The organism is Rhodococcus sp. SG20037, assembly GCF_031763325.1.
In the GTDB taxonomy this organism is placed as follows: domain Bacteria; phylum Actinomycetota; class Actinomycetes; order Mycobacteriales; family Mycobacteriaceae; genus Rhodococcus_F; species Rhodococcus_F qingshengii.
In genome coordinates this window covers 2303844-2326902 of sequence record NZ_CP134497.1, presented here as the reverse complement: position 1 = coordinate 2326902, position 23059 = coordinate 2303844, and the positions used below count along the sequence as shown (strand labels likewise).

The 23059-nt window shown below is 63.1% G+C and carries 24 protein-coding genes; 13 read left to right on the top strand and 11 right to left on the bottom strand.

What is annotated here, in order from left to right:
* Positions 1 to 22: 22 nt before the first annotated feature.
* Genes RHP72_RS10770 through RHP72_RS10760 form a run of 3 tightly spaced genes read right to left on the bottom strand, consistent with a single transcriptional unit; the run spans position 23 to position 2103 of the window.
* The gene (locus tag RHP72_RS10770) at positions 23 to 400 is read right to left on the bottom strand and encodes a hypothetical protein (protein WP_058039082.1); all 378 of its coding nucleotides are present in this window, start codon (positions 398 to 400) and stop codon (positions 23 to 25) included.
* A gap of 7 nt (positions 401 to 407) precedes the next feature.
* Positions 408 to 920, bottom strand: a complete 513-nt coding sequence (gene purE, locus RHP72_RS10765) for a 5-(carboxyamino)imidazole ribonucleotide mutase (protein ID WP_039973205.1) — start codon at positions 918 to 920, stop codon at positions 408 to 410.
* Positions 904 to 2103 (bottom strand): 5-(carboxyamino)imidazole ribonucleotide synthase, encoded by a 1200-nt coding sequence (locus tag RHP72_RS10760; RefSeq protein WP_249786034.1) that lies wholly within the window; start codon positions 2101 to 2103, stop codon positions 904 to 906. The genes purE and RHP72_RS10760 overlap by 17 nt, the downstream gene beginning before the upstream one ends.
* A gap of 191 nt (positions 2104 to 2294) precedes the next feature.
* Here RHP72_RS10760 and RHP72_RS10755 point away from each other — a divergent pair, with 191 nt between their 5' ends.
* A complete protein-coding gene (locus RHP72_RS10755) occupies positions 2295 to 2894 on the top strand; it encodes a GtrA family protein (RefSeq protein ID WP_047271714.1) in 600 nt (199 codons plus the stop codon).
* Positions 2895 to 2919: 25 nt separating this feature from the next.
* Here the strand turns inward: RHP72_RS10755 and RHP72_RS10750 are convergent, their stop codons facing one another.
* The 5 genes from RHP72_RS10750 to RHP72_RS10730 all read right to left on the bottom strand — a co-directional run bounded on the left by RHP72_RS10750 (position 2920) and on the right by RHP72_RS10730 (position 7159).
* On the bottom strand, positions 2920 to 4242 hold the full coding sequence (locus RHP72_RS10750) for a HAMP domain-containing sensor histidine kinase (protein ID WP_007731154.1): 1323 nt from the start codon (positions 4240 to 4242) through the stop codon (positions 2920 to 2922).
* Positions 4243 to 4268: 26 nt separating this feature from the next.
* Entirely contained in the window at positions 4269 to 4949 is a 681-nt protein-coding gene (locus RHP72_RS10745; protein WP_003940916.1) for a response regulator transcription factor, read from the bottom strand.
* 37 nt (positions 4950 to 4986) lie between these two features.
* Positions 4987 to 5553 carry a PH domain-containing protein gene (locus RHP72_RS10740; RefSeq protein WP_003941034.1) on the bottom strand — a complete coding sequence of 189 codons (567 nt, stop codon included), beginning with the start codon at positions 5551 to 5553 and terminating at the stop codon, positions 4987 to 4989.
* A 58-nt stretch (positions 5554 to 5611) separates the two neighbouring features.
* Positions 5612 to 6187: an HdeD family acid-resistance protein gene (locus RHP72_RS10735; RefSeq protein ID WP_007731150.1), complete on the bottom strand. Its 576-nt coding sequence runs from the start codon at positions 6185 to 6187 to the stop codon at positions 5612 to 5614.
* A gap of 117 nt (positions 6188 to 6304) precedes the next feature.
* Positions 6305 to 7159: a biotin--[acetyl-CoA-carboxylase] ligase gene (locus RHP72_RS10730; RefSeq protein ID WP_311094666.1), complete on the bottom strand. Its 855-nt coding sequence runs from the start codon at positions 7157 to 7159 to the stop codon at positions 6305 to 6307.
* 115 nt (positions 7160 to 7274) lie between these two features.
* Here RHP72_RS10730 and RHP72_RS10725 point away from each other — a divergent pair, with 115 nt between their 5' ends.
* From RHP72_RS10725 to RHP72_RS10715, 3 genes are read left to right on the top strand one after another with little or no spacing between them, the layout of a single operon-like run.
* Positions 7275 to 8915, top strand: coding sequence for an acyl-CoA carboxylase subunit beta (locus RHP72_RS10725; protein ID WP_003940853.1), 1641 nt, complete (start codon positions 7275 to 7277; stop codon positions 8913 to 8915).
* The gene (locus RHP72_RS10720) at positions 8912 to 9253 is read left to right on the top strand and encodes an acyl-CoA carboxylase subunit epsilon (RefSeq protein WP_007731147.1); all 342 of its coding nucleotides are present in this window, start codon (positions 8912 to 8914) and stop codon (positions 9251 to 9253) included. Before RHP72_RS10725 ends, RHP72_RS10720 begins: the two co-directional genes overlap by 4 nt.
* Positions 9254 to 9269: 16 nt before the next feature.
* Positions 9270 to 9911, top strand: coding sequence for a nucleoside triphosphate pyrophosphatase (locus tag RHP72_RS10715; RefSeq protein WP_007731146.1), 642 nt, complete (start codon positions 9270 to 9272; stop codon positions 9909 to 9911).
* A gap of 109 nt (positions 9912 to 10020) precedes the next feature.
* On the opposite strand, the gene RHP72_RS10710 is transcribed toward RHP72_RS10715, so the two are convergent.
* Together RHP72_RS10710 and RHP72_RS10705 are read right to left on the bottom strand one after the other, a co-directional pair.
* Entirely contained in the window at positions 10021 to 11331 is a 1311-nt protein-coding gene (locus tag RHP72_RS10710; RefSeq protein WP_070162711.1) for an HNH endonuclease signature motif containing protein, read from the bottom strand.
* Positions 11332 to 11392: 61 nt separating this feature from the next.
* Complete coding sequence (locus RHP72_RS10705; RefSeq protein WP_311094665.1) at positions 11393 to 13090, bottom strand: MFS transporter; 1698 nt, start codon at positions 13088 to 13090, stop codon at positions 11393 to 11395.
* A gap of 150 nt (positions 13091 to 13240) precedes the next feature.
* Between RHP72_RS10705 and RHP72_RS10700 the strand changes: the two genes are divergently transcribed.
* The 9 genes from RHP72_RS10700 (at position 13241) to RHP72_RS10660 (ending at position 22185) form a co-directional block, all read left to right on the top strand.
* The gene (locus RHP72_RS10700) at positions 13241 to 14734 is read left to right on the top strand and encodes a condensation domain-containing protein (protein ID WP_042449584.1); all 1494 of its coding nucleotides are present in this window, start codon (positions 13241 to 13243) and stop codon (positions 14732 to 14734) included.
* A complete protein-coding gene (locus RHP72_RS10695) occupies positions 14734 to 16197 on the top strand; it encodes a condensation domain-containing protein (protein WP_030535028.1) in 1464 nt (487 codons plus the stop codon). Before RHP72_RS10700 ends, RHP72_RS10695 begins: the two co-directional genes overlap by 1 nt.
* A gap of 118 nt (positions 16198 to 16315) precedes the next feature.
* Positions 16316 to 17221 carry a sulfurtransferase gene (locus RHP72_RS10690; RefSeq protein WP_003940962.1) on the top strand — a complete coding sequence of 302 codons (906 nt, stop codon included), beginning with the start codon at positions 16316 to 16318 and terminating at the stop codon, positions 17219 to 17221.
* On the top strand, positions 17218 to 17634 hold the full coding sequence (locus tag RHP72_RS10685; RefSeq protein ID WP_003940804.1) for a SufE family protein: 417 nt from the start codon (positions 17218 to 17220) through the stop codon (positions 17632 to 17634). Before RHP72_RS10690 ends, RHP72_RS10685 begins: the two co-directional genes overlap by 4 nt.
* Positions 17635 to 17638: 4 nt before the next feature.
* Positions 17639 to 19039: a condensation domain-containing protein gene (locus RHP72_RS10680; RefSeq protein WP_311094664.1), complete on the top strand. Its 1401-nt coding sequence runs from the start codon at positions 17639 to 17641 to the stop codon at positions 19037 to 19039.
* Positions 19040 to 19177: 138 nt separating this feature from the next.
* Positions 19178 to 20974 (top strand): acetyl/propionyl/methylcrotonyl-CoA carboxylase subunit alpha, encoded by a 1797-nt coding sequence (locus RHP72_RS10675; RefSeq protein WP_083057791.1) that lies wholly within the window; start codon positions 19178 to 19180, stop codon positions 20972 to 20974.
* 76 nt (positions 20975 to 21050) lie between these two features.
* Positions 21051 to 21476, top strand: coding sequence for a DUF1707 domain-containing protein (locus RHP72_RS10670; RefSeq protein ID WP_003940708.1), 426 nt, complete (start codon positions 21051 to 21053; stop codon positions 21474 to 21476).
* A complete protein-coding gene (locus RHP72_RS10665; protein WP_003940792.1) occupies positions 21476 to 21826 on the top strand; it encodes a hypothetical protein in 351 nt (116 codons plus the stop codon). The genes RHP72_RS10670 and RHP72_RS10665 overlap by 1 nt, the downstream gene beginning before the upstream one ends.
* A complete protein-coding gene (locus tag RHP72_RS10660) occupies positions 21823 to 22185 on the top strand; it encodes a VanZ family protein (RefSeq protein ID WP_030535032.1) in 363 nt (120 codons plus the stop codon). The genes RHP72_RS10665 and RHP72_RS10660 overlap by 4 nt, the downstream gene beginning before the upstream one ends.
* Here RHP72_RS10660 and RHP72_RS10655 read toward each other — a convergent pair whose 3' ends face one another.
* A complete protein-coding gene (locus tag RHP72_RS10655; protein WP_007727222.1) occupies positions 22186 to 22986 on the bottom strand; it encodes a tyrosine-protein phosphatase in 801 nt (266 codons plus the stop codon). It lies immediately after the preceding gene.
* Between the last annotated feature and the right edge of the window lie 73 nt (positions 22987 to 23059).

Here is a 23059-nt window from a genome sequence, read left to right as displayed (position 1 = left end):
GCTTTTACTGACGAGCTTTCACTCAGGTGCGGTAACCGCCGTCTTCGAGACCGGCCTCGATTTCGAAGCGGTTGCGCGGCCCGCGATGACGCAGTTCCTCACGCAGGTACAACAACCCGAATATGATTCCGTACCTGGCCCATTGGTCTGCATGAACGGCCTCGTGACGAAGGACGGATCGAGTCGTGTTCCGCCGCGTGAGATATACACCACCGAGAGTTGTTCCGCCTCTGGCGAACCCGCAGCGCAGTCCGGAGGCGACAAAGATTCCGAACTCGTCGTCGAAGCGGATGTCCGCGCCGAGAATCCTGGCGTACAGCAGGGCGACGCGGGTGACGAACGCGGACTGCGCGCTGCCCCGACTCGCTCGGATCAGCGGCAGCCCGCGTCGTGCACACACGAGAAGATCAGCCCAGCAGTTTTTCGCGGAGCGCCTTGTCCTTATCGAGCACCATCGACTCGAGGCTCTCCTGGAACGCCACCATCCGCTGCTGCAGTGCGGGATCCGAAGCACCGAGAATCCGAGCAGCCAGCAGACCGGCGTTGCGAGCGCCGCCGATCGACACTGTCGCCACCGGGACGCCGGCCGGCATCTGGACGATCGAAAGCAGCGAATCCATACCGTCGAGGTACTTGAGCGGCACCGGAACACCGATGACGGGCAACGGCGTGGCCGAGGCAACCATGCCCGGAAGATGCGCGGCGCCACCGGCACCGGCGATGATGACCTTGATTCCGCGGCCGGAAGCTTCCTTGGCGTAGTCGAGCATCCGCTGAGGCGTGCGGTGCGCCGAGACGACACCGACCTCGAAGCGGATACCGAACTCGGCCAAAGCTTCGGCTGCAGCTTCCATGGTCGGCCAATCCGAATCGCTGCCCATGATCAGGCCGACCTGCGCGCTCTCACTCACCGTGTACATCCCATCCGTCGGTCCAAACTGCGTACGAAAGCCAATGTGCTGCGCGCTCGGCGCGTTCCCGAACTGCGGCAACGTAATTCGGATCGTCGATGGATCCGGCGCCGCCCACGATGTTGACGTGACCGATCTTGCGATCCTTGCGCTCACCCTTGCCGTACAGGTGGATCTTCGCGTCGGGCATCCGAGCGAACAGGTGATGGACACGCTCGTCCATCGTCATCTCGGGCGCTTCCGGTGCACCGAGAACGTTTGCCATCACCGTGACCGGTGCGATCGGCGAGGTCTCGCCGAGCGGGTAGTCGAGAACTGCACGCAGATGCTGTTCGAACTGAGAGGTGCGTGCGCCGTCCATCGTCCAGTGACCGGAGTTGTGCGGGCGCATGGCCAGCTCGTTGACCACGAGAGTGCCGTCAGTCGTCTCGAAGAGTTCGACGGCCATCGAGCCGACAACACCGAGCTCGGACGCGATGCGCAACGCCAATTGTTCGGCTTCCTCGGCAACGGCGCTCGAAAGGGCGGGAGCAGGTGCGATCACGACGGCGCACTGGCCGTTGCGCTGAACGGTCTCTACGACCGGCCACGTAGCGCCCTGGCCGAACGGCGACCGCGCGACCATGGCGGACAGTTCCCGACGCATCGAGACCATTTCCTCGACGATCAGCGGAACACCCTTGTCCAGCTGCTCGGTGACGATGGCCTCTGCTTCGTCCTGATCGTCGGTGATCCAGACTCCGCGGCCGTCGTAGCCTCCGCGAGTTGCCTTGATGACAAGCGGCCAACCGTGTTGCGCACCGAAACGCACGACGTCTTCTGCCCACGTCACTTCGGCGTACGCAGGTACGGGCGCGCCCAGTTCAGCAAGTTTGCGACGCATCAGCAGTTTGTCCTGAGCGAAGATCAGAGCCTGCGGCGGCGGCTGAACGTTCACGCCTTCGGCGACAAGAACCTCGAGATGCTCCGTGGGCACGTGCTCGTGGTCGAACGTCAACGCGTTGGAACCGACCGCTGCGCGTCGAAGAGCGTCGAGGTCGGTGTGGCTGCCGAGCACGACGTCGGGGCTGACCTGAGCTGCCGGCTCGTCCGAAGTCCCGGAGAGCACTCGGAGCGTCTGGCCCAGGGCCACCGCCGCCTGGTGAGTCATCCTGGCCAACTGTCCGCCACCGATCATGGTGACGACGGGCATGGATGCTTTTGCCGGTCGAGGGGTGGTCGGGCGGGCGGGGATCTGCGCGGGATCGTTGTTGCCGGTCACGGCTCTCTATGTTGTCATGTGCCGCGTTCGCCCGTTCATTCAGCGTTCCCAATCTGTGATTCTGCTGATGAATCCGCGGCAAATTGGTGGTAACGCGGTTTCGTTTCGTAAACTCGTCTGTTGTGCCATTTGTCGACGGGGTCATTGCCCGCATACCCCAACCGTTTCGTGACATCGCTCTGCGTCACAGCGAGCTGATCAAATTCGCGATCGTCGGCGGAACGACCTTCCTCATCGACTCGGGCATCTTCTACACACTCAAGCTGTCGATCCTCGAATCCAAGCCGATCACGGCCAAGATCATCGCCGGCGTCGTCGCGGTGATCGCGTCGTACATTCTCAACCGCGAGTGGTCGTTCAAGAACCGTGGTGGCCGTGAACCAGCGCACGAAGCTGCGCTGTTCTTCATCATCAGCGCCATCGGTGTCGTCATCAGCTTCATCCCGCTGTACATCTCCAGTTACGTCTTCAACCTGCGCGCACCCGAAGTCAGCCTGGCGACGGAGAACATCGCCGACTTCATCAGTGCATATGTCATCGGCAACCTGCTGCAGATGGCGTTCCGATTCTGGGCCTTCCGCAAGTTCGTGTTTCCCGACGAGAATCCGGAACCGCTCGAACTGTCCGACACCACAGGGTTGCCCGAAACCACGGCGTTATCCGGAACCACAGCGCCTGAGCCGGTAATTCCTGACGCCGAAGAGGAGCTCGGGCACTCCTGAGTTTTCCGTCTGCGCGGCCTTTCGGTCAGCGCGGTTCGCGGTGCGGAACGACGTCCGCGGTCGGCGCCGTGTTGGCCACCGGCAGGAAGACGGCGAACAAGGCAGGCTTACGCCTCTGCAGTTCCAGGCGGCCCCCGTCGGCTTCGATCAGTGCACGTGCGAGCGCCAACCCGACGCCGGTGGACCCCGCCCCCGAAAATCCTCTGTCGAAGATGTGCGGCGCCAGATCGTTCTCCACACCGGAGCCTTCGTCGGTGACCTCGACGCACACCATCGAGTCACGGCGAGACGAACTGCGACCCGTACCGTCGATCAATCGCACAGACACCGTGCACGTGCCTTCACCGTGTTCGAACGAATTGTCGACCAGAACGGAAACAGCTTCACGCAGACGCGAACCTGTGGTCGCAGCCATCACCGTGCGATCGCCGCGTAGGCGCAGCCTGCGTCCCTCTCCGTCGAACTGAGCCTGCCAGTCGCGAGTCACCTGTTCCAGCTCGCCGACTACCGACACCAGACTCGCCGATGACCCACTGGTGCGCGACGAGCGAATCAGGTCGTCGATGCCGTCGGTGAGCCTGTCCACTTGCGCCATGGCTTCCTCGGCCTCGTTCACGACGTCAGGATCTTCGTGAACGGACAACTCGTCCAGGCGCAGCCGCACTGCAGTCAGTCGACTGCGCAGTTGATGCGAGACGTCCGCAACCAGCGCGCGCTCTCGTTGCAGCCGCACCGAAATCTCCACGGTTGCCGCATCGAGGACGTCGGACACGCGGTCGAGTTCGGGGATGTCGTGCCGACGAGGATCCGGCCGGAAGTCGCCTTCGGCGAGGCGCGCCGCCCGGTCGGCCACATCCTGCAGCGGATCGGCCAGCCGACGCGCAGTGACCACAGCAACCACGGTGCCTGCCGTGATGGACAGAAGCACGAGCACGCCGACAGCCATCACCGCCTGCTTCTGCTGGGTGCGCAGGTTCTCCGACGGCACCTCGAGACGCAACGAGCCGGACGTTCCCATCGCGAGCGATTCGACGAGTGCGTTCTTGACCGTCGCCTCACCGACGTCGACGCGTGCGGCGCCGTCGACGACGGTCGGATACACGACGACGAGGCGCCCGTCGTTCGGGGTGAGAACCTTGAGCGAATCGGTGTTCAACGCACCTTCGACGAGTCCGTTCGTCCCCTCTTGCGCGATGACCTCAGCGGCCATCCGGTCGAGGCGCACCCGGAGATCACTTCGCGTCACGTCCTCCACCCAGAGCCACGCCGTGTAGATCAGCGGAACCCCCAGCAGCAACGCCGTCATGATCACGACAGCGAGAATCGACTGCAATATGCGACGCCGCATGCCGGCAGTTCCTGATTCTCGAGAAGTTAGTCGGTGTTGATTCGGAAACCGACACCGCGGACGGTGGCAATCCTGCGTTCCACGGCGGGGCCCTCGTCGCCGATCTTGCGGCGCAGCCACGACATGTGCATGTCGAGCGTCTTCGATCCACGAAGCTCGACGTCGCCCCACACCTCACGAAGGATCGTATCGCGCGAGACCACTTCCCCGGCGTGCTCGAGGAGGACCCGCAGAAGCTCGTATTCCTTGTTGGCCAAGGCGATTTCGGAGCCGTTGACGAGTACGCGTCGTGCCGCGGGCTCGAGCCTGATGCCACCGACCTCGACGATCGTGTCCTCGCGGCCACCGTGGCGACGCAGGAGTGCTCGCACACGTGCCATCAACTCGGCGAGACGAAACGGCTTGCTGACGTAGTCGTCGGCGCCCGCGTCCAACCCGACCACGAAGTCGACTTCGTCGGTCCTGGCGGTCAACATCAGCACGGCGAGCGAGGTGCGATGCGCACGAATCTGTCGGCAGACCTCGAGGCCGTCCATGCCCGGAAGGCCGAGATCGAGAATCAACAGGTCGAAATCACCTTCGAGCGCCTGCTGCAACGCAGCGGGTCCGGTCGGTTCGACCGTCACCGAATACCCTTCACGCCCCAAGGCGCGGGAAAGGGGTGCAGCAATGGCCTCGTCGTCTTCGGCTAGCAATACGGCAGTCACACGAACAGACTACGGACAACACGCCTTTGCACGTTGATTACCAGCCATTTCGATCGTTCGGGTCGTCGTTTTCACCTGACGGCCACTGCGGTGCCTGCGATGGTGGCTGCTGCATGGAATCGAAAACCTGGTGATACAGCAGGGCGTGAACGTGCTCGACGTCAGGAATGTCGTCGAACTCGAGCGGATCGTCACTGGCAGATGCGATGACCAGAGTTCCGGTCTTGAGCATTCGATCGATCAGGCCGTGACGGAACTGAACATTGCTGATCCGCCCCATGGGAATGTCGATACCCGTGTGCGTGAGCACTCCGTGGCGGATGAGCACTCGCCGATCGGTGACGATGAAATGCGTGAACTTCCAAACCGTGAAGGGCGCAACCGACCGCCAGGCCACGACACCGAGCCAGATGATTCCGACGGCAATGGACGACACGGTGCGAGCCGTGCCGTCCAATCTCGTCTGTGCGAGGCCCAGCAAGAACCCGGCGACGGCCGTCGCAAGTACGAACGTCAGCGCCGGAAGCACCAACATCTTCCAATGAGGATGGCGATGCAGTATCAGTTCCTCGTCCTGAGCGAGGGCGTCTTCGGGATATCCCATGACGGGAAGTCTGCCACCCCGCACCGACTTTCAGGCACACCCGCCTTCAGGGCAACGCTCAGGGCTGCGCGAGCTTTCGCAGCACCAACGGGGTCACGACGATGATGATGCCGTACAGCACCATCCACACGCCGACCACGATGCGGAAGACGTCGAGCGAGAGTTCGGGCTGCAGAAGGACGATTGCACCCGCGACGATGCTGATGACTCCGAGCACGATCGACAGACCGCGATCGACGGTGTGCCCGGACGCCGCGTCGACCAGATCGAGAACGCCACGGAATACCCACCAGGCACCGATCACCAACGCGATCAGAACCACCGTCTGCAAAGGGCTACGGAGAACCAGGAATCCGAGGAGCACTGCCAACGCGCCGGAGATCGCGACGAGCGTGCGAGTTCCACCCGAAGCCGTCACGTCCGCGAACGAACGGATGATCTGGACGATTCCGAATCCGAACAGCTGGATCGCAATGACAACCGCGACCACGAACAGGGTCGCATCCGGCCACGCGAGTACGGCGATACCCAGGCCCAATGTGAGGACACCGAGCAGCACCGTCACGCCGGTGAGTACGCGGCGAGCGCTCTCGGCCGTCTCGGCTTCGGTCGGAACAACGATCGGTGTGGTCATGACGCCCCTAGGCAGCTCGGTAAATCCCGCAGTTGAGTGAAATGAAGGACGGACGGTTGGTTCAAAATCGGTCCGGGCCAAAAATTAGCACTTTGGTGCCAGAAAATCCGGCAACGTTCACGATTCGGTGACCGGGGCGGCGCGAAGGTGCGTGATATCACCCGCTGCGACCGCAAAGGTCTCCCCATTTGTTCCCTCGATTTCGATGACGACGCGTCCGGAAGTGTCGACGTCGGTCGCGATACCGAACACCTCCTTGTCGCCCGGCAAAACCGCGCGGACTCGTTTGCCCAGCGTCCCGCAGCGCTGCCGGTATTCGGCAGCCAACACAGATGTATCCCATTTCGACGATTCCCAAGCACGGAATTGCGTCGCCAATTCACGGGCGATTGCGCGAACGAGAGTGTCGCGGTCGACAGTCGATGCTTCTTCGATCAGCAGTGACGTAGCGGTCGGGACGGGCAGCTCCTCGACGCCGAGGCTCACGTTCAGCCCGATCCCCACCACCACCGCGGGATCGGGCGCCGTCCTCGCCACCTCGGCCAGAATGCCGGCGACCTTCTTGTCACCGATGAGAACGTCGTTCGGCCACTTGAGTTCTGCGGGCACTTCGGCCACGTTGCGCAGCGCGTCGACGACCGCGATTCCCGACAGTAGCGGGAGCCAACCCATGTCCGCGAGATTCATTCCGGGCATCGACAGCAGAACCGACATCGAGATCTGCGCTTGCGGCGGACTCACCCACGTGCGCGAATGACGGCCACGGGCACTCGCCTGATATTCGGCGATCAGAACGTGACGGTCGGCATCCGGATCTGCCGCTCGCGCAAGGAGATCCGCGTTCGTCGAACCGGTCTCCTCGACAACGTCGAGGCGGTTCCAGAAAACGCGCGCGTCGTCGTTGTCACTGCGCACGAGTGCGCGTCGTAGGGCATTGCCGTCGAGGGGCGGTCGGTTCAAGTCGGTCCACATAGCCCCAGCCTATGACGACGGCGAGAATGTACTGGTCAGTAGCTTGAGCCTGCAAGACAGCGACAATCGGACCTGCCTTCGAAGCCCCCCACGCACTCTCGTTAAGCTCACGTCCATGACCACTGTCCAAGAGCCGAACGCGCCGGAGGCGGCGGCCGCACCCGATATCCACACGACCGCGGGAAAGCTCGCGGACCTGCGGAATCGCCAAGCCCAGGCGCAGGCACCGAGCGGCGAAGCCGCCATCGACAAGGTGCACGCCAAAGGCAAGCTGACCGCCCGCGAGCGCATCACCGCCCTCCTCGACGAGGGCTCATTCGTCGAACTCGACGCACTGGCACGGCACCGAAGTGTGAACTTCGGTCTCGCTGACAACCGCCCGGTCGGCGACGGCGTCGTCACCGGTTACGGCACCATCGACGGCCGCGACGTCTGTGTCTTCTCACAGGACGCCACCGTTTTCGGCGGATCGCTCGGCGAAATCTACGGTGAGAAGATCGTCAAGGTCATGGACCTCGCGATCCGCACCGGACGGCCCCTCGTCGGCATCAACGAAGGTGCAGGCGCGCGCATTCAGGAAGGCGTCGTCTCGCTCGGCCTCTACGGCGAGATCTTCCACCGCAACGTCCAGGCCTCGGGTGTCATCCCCCAGATCTCACTGATCATGGGACCCGCCGCCGGCGGCCACGTGTACTCCCCCGCACTGACCGACTTCGTCGTGATGGTCGACGAGACCTCCCAGATGTTCGTCACCGGCCCCGACGTCATCAAGACGGTCACCGGTGAAGACGTCACGATGGAAGACCTCGGCGGTGCTCGCACCCACATGGTCAAGTCCGGCGTCGCCCACTACGTCGCTTCCGGCGAGCAGGACGCACTCGACTACGTCAAGGACCTGCTCAGCTACCTGCCGTCCAACAACCAGGCAGCGGCTCCCCGCGGCGAGATCACCGACCCCATCGTCGGTTCGATCGAAGACAGCCTGACCGCCGAGGACATCGAACTCGACACCCTCATCCCGGACTCGGCCAACCAGCCGTACGACATGCACGAGGTCATCCGTCGCATCCTCGACGACGACGAGTTCCTCGAGGTCCAGGCCGAGCGCGCGATGAACATCATCGTCGGTTTCGGTCGCGTCGACGGACGCTCGGTCGGCATCGTCGCCAACCAGCCCACCCAGTTCGCGGGCTGCCTCGACATCGACGCCTCGGAGAAGGCCGCTCGCTTCGTGCGTACCTGCGACGCGTTCAACGTCCCGATCATCACCCTCGTCGACGTTCCCGGTTTCCTCCCCGGAACCGAGCAGGAATACAACGGCATCATCCGTCGCGGCGCGAAGCTCCTCTACGCGTACGGCGAGGCAACGGTCGGCAAGATCACGGTCATCACCCGCAAGGCTTACGGCGGAGCGTACGACGTCATGGGCTCCAAGCACATGGGCGCCGATGTGAACCTGGCATGGCCGACCGCTCAGATCGCCGTCATGGGTGCATCCGGAGCTGTCGGATTCGTCTACCGCAAGCAGCTTCTCGAAGCCGCGAAGAACGGCGAAGACGTCGATGCACTGCGCCTCAAGCTGCAGAACGAGTACGAGGACACACTCGTCAACCCGTACGTCGCCGCTGAGCGCGGATACGTCGACGCTGTCATTCCTCCGTCGCACACCCGCGGACAAATCGTTTCCGCATTGCGACTGCTAGAGCGCAAGGCCGTTTCCCTTCCGCCCAAGAAGCATGGGAACATTCCCCTATGACCGCAACCACCGAGGACATTCTCAGCGAAGATGTCGCACTGGCGGAGACCGCACCGACCAACGGTGCGGTCGTCGAGGGAACCGCGACGGATGCTTCGCTCACGGAGCTGACCGAGACGTCGACCTCCGACGCGTCGGTCATCAAGATCGTCAAGGGTTCGCCCACGGACGTCGAGATCGCGGCACTGGTCAGCGTGCTTGCTGCGGCTGCCGGCAGCGGTCAAGCTCCCGAGTCGAACGTTCCCGCGGAGACCTGGGGCGATCCGACTCAGTTCCACCGCACGCGTGCGCCGTTCTCGCCGTACGCGTACCTGAACCCCGCGATCCGTCGCAGCTGACGATCACTCTGCTGACGTGACTCAACTGGTTCTAGCTTCAGCGTCCCCGGCTCGCCTCGCAGTTCTGCGGGCGGCCGGGGTTTCGCCGCTTGTGCGTGTCTCCGGCGTCGACGAGGACAAGATCGCCGACAACCTCGGACCCGACGCCGCCCCCGAAAAAGTCGTGACGGTGCTGGCGGAGGCCAAGGCCGCCGAAATCGTCCCCGGCCTCGCCGCCGACAATCTCACCGACGTAGTCGTTGTCGGGTGCGATTCGATGCTCCTGATCGACGGGCAACTTCAAGGCAAGCCGGGCAGCGTCGATATCGCCCGAAAGAGATGGGCCGCAATGGCCGGACGCAGCGCCACTCTCTTGACCGGGCACTGTGTCCTACGCGTCGCCGACGGCCGCATCGTCCGCATGGCCTCGGATCACAGCGCAACAGTGGTTCATTTCGCGCAACCGTCCACCGAGGATCTCGAGGCATACCTGGCAACGGGCGAGCCGCTCCAAGTCGCCGGAGCATTCACGCTCGACAGTCTCGGCGGCTGGTTCGTGGAGAGGATCGAGGGTGATCCCTCGAGTGTCATCGGTATCGGATTACCTTTGGTACGAACACTTCTCGAGCGTGTCGGGGTTTCCGTCTCGGATCTCTGGCGCACGCAGAGCATCTTCTGACGCGTTTTCTCCAAGCACGTTTTCTCCAAGCACCACTGACCAGCCCCGCATCGGGTCCATGCCGATGCGAAGCTGGTCGTTTTTGTTGTCACCGAAAAGGTTTGACCCTTCAGGTTTTGAAGGTGGTGTTCGCCGGCCTCGGTTGCTGTCCGGGGTCGATCGAGGGCGGCGGAATGAACCAGGGTTTGTTGTCGACACCGATCCGAATCGCCCACTTCCCGACGAACCCTGATTTCCGGTGCATCAACCGGTGGTGCGAACGGCACAGCAGGACCAGATTGTTCATCACCGTCGGGCCGCCGTTGGCCCAGTGCCGGATATGGTGCGCATCGGTCCACGCCGGTACACATGTGCAACCCGGGAACGCACAGCCTCTGTCTCGGGCAATCAACGCCACTCGCTGTTCGGCGGTCACCAACCTCTTCCCTGGTTTCGCATCGAGCGGCGCGCCGTGATCGTCGAGCAGAACGGTCGACAGGAAACAATCACACCCGAGAAGCCTGGTCTGCGACACCGACAGCGGTCCCAGCCAGGGCATGTGCCCGACATCAAGATCGGACAGCTCCAGTGAGCCGTCATCACCCGAATCCGAAGACTGTGCGGCACAATCCCGATGCTCAGCCAAATCACGAGCATTGATGTGAACATTCACATGCGGACGCTGACCACCATCGGTACCAGTCTTGGCGCAATCGAGATAACGCCGGATCAGTTCGGTGAACCCATCCGCAGTCCGCTTCGCCGCCGACCGGGCATCGGGAGTCCCGTCCGGTGCCGGGGTCGGCATCGTCAGATTCGACAACGCCGACAACAACATTTCCCCGGTGAGGGCATCGAAATCACCACGCACCACCACCCGACCATTGAGCGTCGACGCGATCCGCAACTCATTGAGATCGACATCCTCGGCAGGCGGAATCTCATCCGACTCGAACAACCGCTCCAAGGTCGCGATCACGTTCCGCACCTTCGTCGTCGTCGCCTCCACACCCGACGCAGCAGCGAGCAACAAATCGATGCACTTCGGGAGCGCCTCCTCCGGCATCCCCTTCGGTGGTGATTCACAGAACGCCACGATCAACACGGCATGATCGAAGGAGCAATCCCCGCCATCGAACCGAGCCGCCACCGCCGGAAACGGCCGCAAAGCCGCACCCAACGCGGCGATCTTCTTCCCGTCCCGAACCTGCAACATCGTGTTAGCCGCCAACCACGCACCCACCCCGCGACTGGCGATCACCTGATCATCCGGGCGCATCGAGAGTTCGTCGACCACTGCCACCCGCACAGCCTCGAGACGAAGAATCTCCGCGCTCGCCGACACCGCAGCCGCACGTAACTCAGCAGCAGACAACTGCCACAGACGTCCACGTAACCCCACCGCAGAACCAGACACCACATCCGACAACAAGACACTCATTGAATCCCCCGATCCCCTGCATACAGGGTACTCGAACACCCGTTCGAGTCAAGGGCAATTTTCAGACCGGCGAATTGACCCGCGGCAGAGCAGTCGACGCCAATCCGATACCGAGCGCAATTGCTGCGATGATCGCGAGCACACGGCGCTGCGCTTGGAGAAATGCTTCGCCGGCCGCCGCGCGAGTCGATGCGTACGCGGCATCAACTGCCACCTGAACGGATTGACCCCCAGCACCGGCGGAGCCGTCCCGGCGACATTCCGGCGCCACCTCCATCGGTGTTCCGGATGCCAATTGGCTTGTTGCGCAATCGACAAAGGCCTTTTCGGCGAAGTCGATCAGACCGGGACCAACGCCGGCAGCTTCAAGGTTCGCAACGTACTCGGGCCGCTCTCCCTGCACTGCTTGCGGAGCTTGCCCCGCGACGAGCGAAAAGAACACCACTCCGATCAAGGCCAGTCCGATGGAGCTGCCAACCTGCTGAACGGTAGGAAGCAGTCCCGACACCGAACCCGCGTGCGCGGGTTCGACCGTCGCAAGGATCGCGGTTTGCAGTGGTGCCACGAACAGTCCGAGACCTGCGCCACCGAGAAGCAGCGGACCGGCGAGCGCGAGCCAGCGTGGATCGGTTCCTTCGCGTTCGAGGATGATCGACAGCGCGATCAGCGAGCCGGCAAAGACGACCATCCCCAGGATCAGAACACGGTTTCCGAGCATCCGGTACACCGCCGATGAGAGAACCGCCGCCACGCCCATTCCGACGGCCCACGGCAGCGTCATGACGCCCGCTCGCAATGCGGAGAACCCGAAGCCGAACTGAAGGGTGAGACTGATGGTGAAGATCAAGGAAGTCAGGGTTCCGAAGAAAACGAACGCAAGAACCGCGCCGATTGTGAAGGCTCGGTCGCGGAAAAGCTCGAGACGAAGGACCGGATCGCCGCCTCGTTTCGCCAAACGCGATTCGTAGAGCACAAACGCCACTGCCACCGGCGCCGACATCGCGAGCATTACGACAAGACCTGTGGGCCATCCGCGCGCCCTTCCCTCGGCCAGGGGAAGGATCAGCAGGAACAGCGCCAGTGATGACAGTGCGGCGCCGATGAGGTCCAGTGAGCGCACATGCTCAGCGCGAGCATCGACGAGATGGAAATATCCGAGAATCAAGGCGGCGATGCCGATCGGGATGTTGACGAAGAAGATCAGGCGCCAGCCCCAGTCGAACAGATTCCACTCGATCAGCAGCCCACCGATCAGAGGCCCGCTGACCGTTGCGAGCCCGATGGTCGCACCGTAGATCCCGAAGACTCGCGGATGCCTGGCCTTCGGAAACAGACCCGAGATGATGGCGAACGTCTGGGCGGACATCGAACCGGCCGCCAATCCTTGCAGACCCCGGAAGACGATCAACATCGTCGCGCTCTGCGCGAGCCCGCACAGCAACGAGGCAACCACGAATACGGACAAGGCGGTCAGAAAAACAACTCTACGGCCGAACAGGTCCCCCAGCCGCGCTGCAGTGATCAACGAACACGCGAAAGCCAGGATGTACACGCTGACCATGAGCAACTGCGCCGATACGCCTGCTTGAAGATCGACGGCGATACTCGGAAGCGCGACGTTGACGATGGTCGCGTCGAGCAATTGCATGAATGCCGCCGCCAGACTCGTCGCCAACCCGAGCCAGGGCGTCAGAGAACCAGCTCGCCGCCCGCCCTTGTGGTCGGCGCCGACAGCGTCACCTAAAGGGTCCGGAAGCACCGAATGATCCTAATCGAACACAACGCTTCTAGAACCTGTTCTTGTTTAGATTGTAGTATTTCGGACAATTCAGTCCCCCAGATGGGATAGTTCGTCGTCTGCCCATTTTCAGAGCAGGCTTCTCGACGACACACGCAGGAGTTCTACTCGATGGATCTGAACTTGATCACCCATTGGCACCCGCTTCCTGGGCGGGTAATCGAATGGGGCGTCACGCATGCTTCCGCTCAACGAGCCGCCGAAGCCGAGATCGACCGAGAACTACCCCCGACCACGATGCAGGATCGCCACCTGCGACGCGCCCGCGTCACCGCGGAGAAGGGCGATCCGCAGTCTCCGTGGATCGGTATCGCCTTCGATTTCGCAGGAACACTGGACCGCGACGCCATGACGCGAGCACTTCAGCGCTACATCCGTCGCCACGACACGCTGCACAGCTGGTTCTCGTTCGACGAAGCAACCACCGACGCTGCGGACACCTCGTTCGAGGTCCGTCGACACGTGGTGCCGGTCGAAAGCATCGAACTCGAGTACCGCGTCGGCGACGACGTCTCCGAATCCGAGGCGATCCGCGCGCTCGTCGCGACCAAGTTCGCCACCGAAACCAGCGCGCTGCAGTGGCCGGCCTTCGTGTTCGGTGCCGTCGAGCACCACCATGCCGACCTCGAAGCCGATCCGAGCTTCACCCTGTTCCATGCAGTCGACCACGCCCATTCGGACATGAACTCGATGGTGCTGATGTACGCAGAATTGCGTCAGCTCTACGCCGCGGAAACGACCGGATCGCATCCCGAGCTCGGGCCGGCCGGAAGTTACGCACAGTTCGGTCGCGTCGAACGCGAGCGAACAACCGAACTGACGATGCAGTCACCCGAAGTGCACCAGTGGCTCGGTTACCTCATGCGCAGCGGCGGCTCGTTCCCCGGATTTCCGCTCCCGCTCGGGGCCGAAGACGCGCCCAAACCGGCTATCGGTTCACGCTTCGACCTGGCCGACGACATCGAGTGCGAGAAGTTCGGTGCGGTTTGTAAAGCCAACGGCGCCAACTTCATCGGCGGAATGTTCACCGCGCTCGCGATTGCGGAATTCGAACTCGCCGGACGCGACAAGTACATCGCCCTCTCGCCGGTCAGCACACGAACCGAGGCCGACTCGTTTGCGCAGGGCTGGTACATCAACCTGATCCCGGTCGGCATCGACGTCGACGACAAGCGACGCTTCACCGAGTTGGCAAAGCTCGGGCAGCAGGGGTACCACGACGGCAAGGCACTCCTCGATGTCTCTGTGCAGCAGGTCATCGATCTGGTTCTGTCGAGCTTGGCCGAGTCGGATTCCGCACCCGGCGGACTGTCGAAGACGCTCACCCCGCCGCCGATCGTCTCGTACATCGACGGCCGACGCATGCCGGATCCATACAGTTACGCCGAGACGAAGGCAACGGGAATCGTCGGCGGCAAAGAGACTCAGATCGCGTCGATGTGGATCAACCGGATGCACACCGGAACCTGGATCGCCGTGTCTCACCCCGACACCCCCATTGCCCACGAATCGGCCACCCGCTTCGCCGAGCATGTCTCGAAGATCATCAAAACTGTTGCAGCTCAAGGCGACTACTCGTTCGTGGCACCAGAGGGAGTGGCCTGATGCATGTCACCTCGATCGATCGATACGGACTCGAGCCCGGAATCGTCACCGAATGGTCGCTCCAGCCCGCGGACGGCGCCGTCACCGAGTCGGAAGTACCACCGTCGTACAACCAGCATTTTCACCTCGAGACTGCGCGAACACACGGCATGGGCCGGAGTGTGTGGATGGCAGCCGCATTCGACCTTCCCGGAGAACTGAATCGGCCTGCACTCGATCTCGCGCTGCGCCTGTTCATCAGTCGCCATGACACTCTGCACACAGGATTCGAGGTGGGCGAGTTCACCACCACCCGAATGGGACTCGATCCCGACGGCACACACATCGAGACTTCGGAACCTCTGAAATTCGATTCGACCGAAGACCTCCGAGCGCATCTCAAGAAGCGATTCACGACGGTATGCGATCCACTGACCTTCCCTGCATACACGTTTGCCACGGTCGAACGCGAAGAGCACTACACGGTCCTGAGCGCGTTCGATCACACACTCGTCGACGGCTACTCGTTGGTCATCGCTCTCGGGGAACTGCGACAGATCTACGAGGGACTGATCGCCCTACCCGACCTGACCGACCACGAGGCCGTCGACGCAGTGATGAGCCGACTGGGTGACCCGGGAAGTTTCGTGCGGTACTGCGAACTGGAGGCAGACGCTCTGCTTCCCGTCGACAACGACCCTCGAATCCGAGAGTGGGCAAGGTTCTACGAGATCTGCGGTGGCACATCACCGAGTTTCCCCTTGGATCTCGGCGTCGAGGGCGGAAAGCCCGCGCCGCAGGGCGCCGATGTGCGCGTGCTGCTCGACGAGGAATTGACTGCGACGTTCGACGAGATCTGCCTATCCGCCGGCGGTAGCGTGTTCACCGGAATCCTCACTGCGATGGGACTTTCCGTCCACTCGTACACCGGCCAGTCGACGCTTCCGCTGCAATTTCCGCTTCACATTCGCAAAGATCCGCGGTGGGCCGACGCGATCGGCTGGCTCACCACCAGCGCGCCGATCACGGTCCAGATCACTCCCGACGCGGATTTCGGTGCATCCCTTGCACATACGCACGCGTCGTTCCGAGTTGCGTTGACGCTCGAGGGCGTCACCATGGCCCAGGTTCGAGATGCTTTGGGCGACAAGATTCGACGCACGCGCACCGACGTCTTCATGGTGTCGTACATCGATTACCGCAAACTACCCGGCACAGACGATCATGATCTCCTCAACGCCCATCACATCAGCAATGTGACGGTCGCCGACGATGCCCAGTTCTGGATTTCGCGAACGAACCGTGGTCTCTCGCTGCGTTCACGCTTTCCCGATACCGAGACGGCAAACGAAACCATGGTGAATTTCCTCACCGAACTCGACCGGATTCTGAGAGAAGTCTGCGCCCGGGGCGTGACGCCGATCGGAAGTGTCACCGAACAATTGAGAGATTCGAGCGTCGGAGCAGGAACACCGAGGATTTAGGGTCGGCAACGGGCACGAGCAGGCAGAACCTGCTTCCGGGCGTCTCACCTTGCGCACAGCGCATAGAATCGATCAAGTCCGTGTTCGAACCGAACGATTCTTCTTCAGGAGTACGCCCGTGCCCGTTGCCCCCGATCCCTCAACCGCGTTTGCCGAGTTCGCGCATCCCGACCGGTTGGTCTCGACGGAATGGCTCTCGGCGAATCTCGGTGCGCCGGGCCTCAAGGTTGTCGAATCCGACGAAGACGTGTTGTTGTACGACGTCGGCCACATCCCCGGAGCCGTGAAGATCGACTGGCATCTCGACCTCAACGATCCGGTCACCCGCGACTACATCGACGGTGCGAAGTTCGCAGAGTTGATGAACCGCAAGGGCATCGGCCGCGACGACACCGTGGTCATCTACGGCGACAAGAGCAACTGGTGGGCGGCCTACGCACTGTGGGTCTTCACTCTTTTCGGCCACGAGGACGTCCGTCTTCTCGACGGTGGCCGCGATGCGTGGATCGCCGAGAACCGCGACACCGCTTTCGACGTTCCCGACATCACGTCAACGGATTACCCGGTCGTCGAGCGCAACGACGCTCCCATTCGCGCATTCAAGGACGACGTTCTCGCGCACTTGGGCGACGGGCCGCTCATCGACGTGCGATCTCCGCAGGAGTACACCGGCGAGCGCACCCACATGCCCGACTACCCCGAAGAGGGTGCGTTGCGTGGTGGACACATTCCCAGCGCGCTCAGCATCCCGTGGGCGAAGGCAGCGGCACCGGACAGCCGCTTCCGCACCCGTACCGAACTCGGCGAGATCTACGGCGACCTGTCGGCCGACGACAACATCGTCGCGTACTGCCGCATCGGTGAGCGTTCCAGTCACACCTGGTTCGTGTTGACTCATCTTCTCGGCTACCCGAACGTTCGTAACTACGACGGTTCATGGACCGAGTGGGGCAATGCCGTGCGCGTCCCGATCGTCCAGGGCGAAGAGCCCGGCGCCGTTCCGTCCTCTGTATCGGCGTCATGAGCGCTCTTCCTTCGGCTCTGGCCGAGATCGTCGACGACTTCGCGGCCGTCGGCGCCTCGGACAAGCTCACCCTTCTTCTCGAGTTCAGCCGAGAGCTGCCGCCGTTGCCGGCGGAGCTCGAGCAGAGCGCGATGGAGCCGGTCCCCGAATGTCAGTCGCCGCTCTTCCTCTCGGTCGACGATTCGGATCGCGACAACGTCCGTCTGTACTTCAGCGCTCCCCCCGAGGCTCCCACGACGCGTGGTTTCGCATCGATCCTCGCGCAGGGGCTCGACGGCCACAGCGCCGACGAGATCCTCGGTGTACCCGACGACTTCTATTCGGCGCTCGGTCTCGCAGAAGCCGTGAGCCCGCTCCGTCTGCGCGGAATGTCGGCCATGCTCGCGCGCATCAAGCGGCACTTGCGGGGCTGAAAACATGGAGTTCACCGAACTGGCCGACTATGCGATTCCGGCCGGCGCACTCGTCGAATGGTTGCCGTGCGCAACCGGGCCCTGGGTTCCGGATCCGCGGCCCGTCTCCTACATTCACGAGGCACATCTCAACCGTTCCGCTGCAGGCGCAGGCGACAAGTCTTGGCTGGGAACAGCTTTCGAGATTTCCGGCCCGCTCGACGTCGATGCGTTCCGAGTCGCTCTCGGCCGGTGGATCGACCGTCACGAAGTTCTGCGCTCGCATACCGTCCTCGAGCCCTCGAGCGGCGAGATCACCCGGCACACGGTCCCGCTCGGCGGAATCGACATCGGGGTCGTCAGCCACGGCTACGACGCGTCCAGCCAGGACAACTTCGACCACCTTCACCGCCTGTTCGACGATTACGCGTCCCCGCACAGTTGGCCGTCGTACGTCTTCGCGACGTTGACGCCCCGCGGTGGCGACGGTCCGTTCACCGTGTTCTTCGCGGCGGACCACTCGATCATCGACGGGTTCTCGATCGTGCTGGTCGCTCACGAGATCGCAGCTCTGTACCGCGAGGCCTCGACCGGTAGTGCTGCAAATCTGTTTCCGGTGGGCAGCTACGTCGATTTCGGTGCCGTCGAACGCGAGCAGATGGCCGACATGGAAGCCGAGAAGGCTGCGGTCGAGATCTGGCGAAAGGCTCTCGGCACGGACGGTCTACCCCAGTTCCCGCTACCGATCGGTGACCGTGGAACCGATTCTCAGAACGGCCTGTCGACCTGGCTGCTCGACGCCGACCAGTCCAAGGCCTTCAGTTCGTCGTGTGCAGCCACCGGCGTGGGGTACTTCGCCGGACTTCTCGGCGGACTTGCCGCTGTAGGTCGCGAAGTCGCGGGATCCGATCGATTCGAGGTCGTGACGCCGGTTCACACCCGCAGCGCTCAGGAGTGGGCGGGCGCGCTCGGCTGGTTCGTCGGACTGTGCCCGGTCGAGTTCGCCGTTGGATCGGACTGTTCGTTCGGCGACCTCGCGACACGCGCCGCCGAATCCATCGCTTCGGTCAAGCCTGCCGCAGCTGTCCCGTTCGATCGGATCGGTGAGCACCTCGAAACCCCGATCCGACCGCGATTCGTCGTGTCCTACATGGACGTTCGCTTCGTGCCCGAAGCCGCACAGTGGCCCGAATGGAACGCCAGAGCACTTCGAAGCAAGGCCTATACGCACGACGTCTACATCTGGATCAACCGCACACCCCAGGGACTCAACCTCGCGGTCAGGTACCCGGGCAACGAGACGGCGAACGCCGCGGTTCACGCCTACGTGGCCGCACTGCGCCGGACCATCGAAGAAATCGTCACCGAACCGGACGCCGCCACCTCCGACAGCTACTCATCGGTAGTTTTCGAAACCGTTTCCTAAGCCGGAGTGGGCTTTAGCGATCCGGTTACAACCAGCGCCGAAGCGATGCATACACTCCGAAGTGATGCCAATCCCCCGATGGTGAAATCCCAGAGGAATACACCGCGGAGACAGACTATGCGAACCACAGGAGGCTCAGTGCCCAGTCATGCCAGCGCGCACATTACGAAGGTGCTTGTCGCGAACCGCGGTGAAATCGCGGTACGGGTCATCCGGGCGGCCAAGGATGCCGGCTACGGCAGCGTTGCCGTTTACGCCGAGCCCGATGCAGACGCGCAGTTCGTGAAGCTCGCAGACGAGGCATTTGCCCTCGGTGGACAGACGTCCGCCGAGTCCTACCTCGTGTTCGACAAGATCCTCGACGCAGCCAAGAAGTCCGGCGCCGACGCCATCCACCCCGGCTACGGTTTCCTCTCCGAGAACGCCGACTTCGCCCAGGCCGTCATCGACGCGAACCTCATCTGGATCGGTCCGTCACCGCAGTCCATCCGCGACCTCGGCGACAAGGTCACGGCACGCCATATCGCAGAACGCGCGAAGGCGCCGATGGCAGCAGGCACCAAGGATCCCGTCAAGGGCGCCGACGAGGTCGTCGCATTCGCCAAGGAATACGGCGTCCCGGTTGCGATCAAGGCTGCCTTCGGTGGCGGTGGACGCGGCATGAAGGTCGCCCAGACCATCGAGGAAATCCCCGAGCTGTTCGAGTCGGCCACCCGTGAGGCCATCGCAGCCTTCGGTCGCGGTGAGTGCTTCGTCGAGCAGTACCTGGACAAGGCCCGCCACGTCGAGGCTCAGGTCATCGCCGACCAGCACGGCAACGTCGTCGTCGCCGGTACCCGCGACTGCTCGCTGCAGCGTCGCTTCCAGAAGCTCGTCGAAGAGGCTCCCGCTCCCTTCCTGACGGACGACCAGCGCGCACGCATCCACGCATCCGCCAAGGCCATCTGCAAGGAAGCCGGCTACTACGGCGCCGGAACGGTCGAGTACCTGGTTCAGGGCGACACCATCTCCTTCCTCGAGGTCAACACCCGCCTGCAGGTCGAGCACCCCGTCACGGAAGAGACCGCGGGCATCGACCTCGTGCGTCAGCAGTTCCTCATCGCCAACGGCGAAGAACTCTCCATCAAGGAAGATCCCACCCCGCGTGGACACTCCTTCGAGTTCCGCATCAACGGCGAAGACGCCGGCCGCGGCTTCATGCCTGCCCCCGGCCCGGTCTCCGTCTACCGTGAGCCCACGGGCCCCGGCGTTCGCGTCGATTCCGGCGTCGTTGCCGGCGACGTCATCGGCGGACAGTTCGACTCCATGCTCGCCAAGCTCATCGTCACCGGCGCCACCCGCGAAGAAGCCCTCCAGCGGGCATCGCGCGCTCTGGCCGAGTTCGAGATCGACGGCCTCGCGACCGTTCTCCCGTTCCACCGCCACATCGTCGAGAACCCGGCGTTCATCGGTGACGGCGAGAAGTTCGACATCTACACCAAGTGGATCGAAACCGACTGGGTCAACCCCATCGAGCCGTACGCAGGCGCCGCTGCTCCCGTAGACGACGAGGACGAGGCTCTGCCGCGTCAGAACGTCGTCGTCGAGGTCGGTGGACGTCGCGTCGAGGTTTCCCTCCCGGGCCAGTTCTCGCTCGGCAACGGCGGCGGCGCTGCCTCCGGTGCGATCCGCAAGAAGCCGAAGGCGCGCAAGCGCGGCGGCGCCGGCGGAGGTGCAGCATCGGGTGACGCTGTCACGGCTCCGATGCAGGGCACCGTCGTCAAGGTTGCAGTGACCGAAGGCCAGGAAGTCGCAGAAGGCGATCTGATCGCCGTTCTCGAAGCCATGAAGATGGAAAACCCCGTCAACGCGCACAAGGCCGGTGTCGTCACCGGACTGTCCGTCGAGCCGGGTGCAGCAATCACGCAGGGAACGGTTCTCGCAGAACTGAAGTAGGGCCTCCGGCCCCGTGCGCCTTTCCGGTAGTCCCCACTACCGGAAAGGCGCACAGTCGTTTGAGTAGGCTGTGACGATGGCTGACGTCCCCGACATTCGCATCGGCACTGCAGAACGCGAGCAGGCACTCGATCTCCTGAGCGAGCACTTCGCCGCAGGCCGCCTCACCGTCACCGAGTTCGACGAGAGAAGCGGAATCGTCAGTGCCGCAACAACTCGCAGTGAACTCGTTCCGGTGTTCGCCGATCTTCCGGGCAACTACCAAGCCCCCGGTACCGCTCCCCTGTCGATGGTGACGCCTCCCGACGCACCGGCGGAGCGAGGCTTCAACCCCGACTGGTCCGGTCGCGTCATGGCCGTCGTCCCGATTCTCGCGGTGATCCTGTTCTTCGTCACCGGTACCTGGTTGTGGTTCCTCGCGATTCCCCTGGCCGGTGCGCTGCTGTTCGGTACCGACCGGGAACGCAAAGCCAAGCGCCGCCGCGAGCGGGACTCCGACTGATGGAGCCGATCGAGATCAACGCAGGCGGCTGGTATCTACGCGCACTGCGCGCAGACGAGCGTGTGGACGACCGCCCCGCCCTTGCCGATGGTGGTATCACCGACCCCGATTACGTGAGTCAGCGAAGCGCTCAGTGGCACGAAAACAGCGTCTACTCCTGGGCAGTGTGCCAACCCAACACCGGTGAGCTTCTCGCCGAGGTCGTTCTGACGCCTCTCGACTCCACCGCCCTGCTCACCGGCTGGGCCCGCGACGGGCACACCGAGGCGCTCACGACGGCCGCCGACGCCGTCACCAGGTTCGCCGAAGGTGCACTCGGACTCGTCGTCGTCGAGGGGCAGACGAATTGAAGAACAACCGATACTGGCCGTTGGCGATCGCCGTGGTCATTGCCCTGATCATGCTCTTCTCCCCGGGTTCCACCGTCCCGTCGAGCCCGGAGAACACCGACAAGATCACTCACACATTGATGTTCGCGGTATTGGCGATCACCTCGTTGCACGCCCGGATCCCTGCGTGGCTCACCGCGGTGTGGCTCGTGATTTTTGCTGCGACGTCCGAGGTTCTTCAAGCAGCGCTGCCCATTTCGCGTTCCGGTTCGATCTGGGACGGCAGCGCCGACCTGCTCGGCATCGCCATCGGGATCGGTATCGTCAGCCTCGTGACGAGGCGACGAACTTCCCGCCGAGACGAGCCGAGCAGGTCCTGATCAGCTGAGCAGGTTGCTCCGCAATTGGTCCTGGGTCGACGCGTCGATCTTCAAGCCGTCGGTGAAGTAGGCCTCGATGGATCCGTGTACCTGCGCGAGCTCTGCCATCGACGCCTCCAGGTACTCGCGCCTGACACCGAGGACACCCTCGAGCAGGGTCGGGTCGATCCCCTTGGCCTCGAATCGCTCGAGGAGCGGCGCGAACATCGGCAACAAAATCTTGTTGGTTTCGAGGTAGTCCGCGAAGACCGCGTCCTCGGAGGCACCCAGGAACAGCAGTAACGCGGCCGCTGCCCAACCCGTGCGATCCTTGCCCGTGGTGCAGTGAATGAGTGCCGGCGAGCTGGGCGGCTGCGCCAAGTCGACGAACAGTTGCCGGTACGACGCGACCGCACTCGGCAAGGTCACGAAATCGCGGTAACTTCCCTGAAAGTACTCGAGCGCCTGGCCGCTGCCCAACGCTTCGGCAGCAAACGCCGGGTCGGCGATCATCTGCTGCATCTGAGCCGGAATGGCGCGATACTGCTTGTCCGCCAATACGTCCAGGCCGATTTCTCGGATACCGTCCGGCGTCAGATCCGGTGCCGTCTCGCGTTCGGATTCGGTGCGCAGATCGTAGATCGTGACGATGCCCAGATCGGCGAGGGTCTGTGCGCCGTCCGCACTGAGCGATGCCAGATCGGTGGAACGAAACACGCTCCCGGTGCGGACGGTGCCACCGAAGCTCGATTCGGGGCCACCGATGTCTCGGAGGTTCGCCAGGGACGGTACGACGGAAGACAGCTTCGGAGTATCGGTCATACCTGAGAATGTATCGGTCGCCGAGAAACCGTGATCGGGGAAGAGCAGCCGGAGAAATAAGATCGAGACACAT

What these genes read in the sequence shown, in the direction of transcription:
- purE (WP_039973205.1), bottom strand. Translation starts at nt 920, where the DNA reads ATGTACACGGTGAGTGAGAGCGCGCAGGTCGGCCTGATCATGGGCAGC.
- RHP72_RS10760 (WP_249786034.1), bottom strand. Translation starts at nt 2,103, where the DNA reads ATGCCCGTCGTCACCATGATCGGTGGCGGACAGTTGGCCAGGATGACT.
- RHP72_RS10750 (WP_007731154.1), bottom strand. Translation starts at nt 4,242, where the DNA reads ATGCGGCGTCGCATATTGCAGTCGATTCTCGCTGTCGTGATCATGACG.
- RHP72_RS10740 (WP_003941034.1), bottom strand. Translation starts at nt 5,553, where the DNA reads ATGGGATATCCCGAAGACGCCCTCGCTCAGGACGAGGAACTGATACTG.
- RHP72_RS10735 (WP_007731150.1), bottom strand. Translation starts at nt 6,187, where the DNA reads ATGACCACACCGATCGTTGTTCCGACCGAAGCCGAGACGGCCGAGAGC.
- RHP72_RS10730 (WP_311094666.1), bottom strand. Translation starts at nt 7,159, where the DNA reads ATGTGGACCGACTTGAACCGACCGCCCCTCGACGGCAATGCCCTACGA.
- RHP72_RS10725 (WP_003940853.1), top strand. Translation starts at nt 7,275, where the DNA reads ATGACCACTGTCCAAGAGCCGAACGCGCCGGAGGCGGCGGCCGCACCC.
- RHP72_RS10720 (WP_007731147.1), top strand. Translation starts at nt 8,912, where the DNA reads ATGACCGCAACCACCGAGGACATTCTCAGCGAAGATGTCGCACTGGCG.
- RHP72_RS10710 (WP_070162711.1), bottom strand. Translation starts at nt 11,331, where the DNA reads ATGAGTGTCTTGTTGTCGGATGTGGTGTCTGGTTCTGCGGTGGGGTTA.
- RHP72_RS10700 (WP_042449584.1), top strand. Translation starts at nt 13,241, where the DNA reads ATGGATCTGAACTTGATCACCCATTGGCACCCGCTTCCTGGGCGGGTA.
- RHP72_RS10695 (WP_030535028.1), top strand. Translation starts at nt 14,734, where the DNA reads ATGCATGTCACCTCGATCGATCGATACGGACTCGAGCCCGGAATCGTC.
- RHP72_RS10685 (WP_003940804.1), top strand. Translation starts at nt 17,218, where the DNA reads ATGAGCGCTCTTCCTTCGGCTCTGGCCGAGATCGTCGACGACTTCGCG.
- RHP72_RS10680 (WP_311094664.1), top strand. Translation starts at nt 17,639, where the DNA reads ATGGAGTTCACCGAACTGGCCGACTATGCGATTCCGGCCGGCGCACTC.
- RHP72_RS10670 (WP_003940708.1), top strand. Translation starts at nt 21,051, where the DNA reads ATGGCTGACGTCCCCGACATTCGCATCGGCACTGCAGAACGCGAGCAG.
- RHP72_RS10665 (WP_003940792.1), top strand. Translation starts at nt 21,476, where the DNA reads ATGGAGCCGATCGAGATCAACGCAGGCGGCTGGTATCTACGCGCACTG.
- RHP72_RS10655 (WP_007727222.1), bottom strand. Translation starts at nt 22,986, where the DNA reads ATGACCGATACTCCGAAGCTGTCTTCCGTCGTACCGTCCCTGGCGAAC.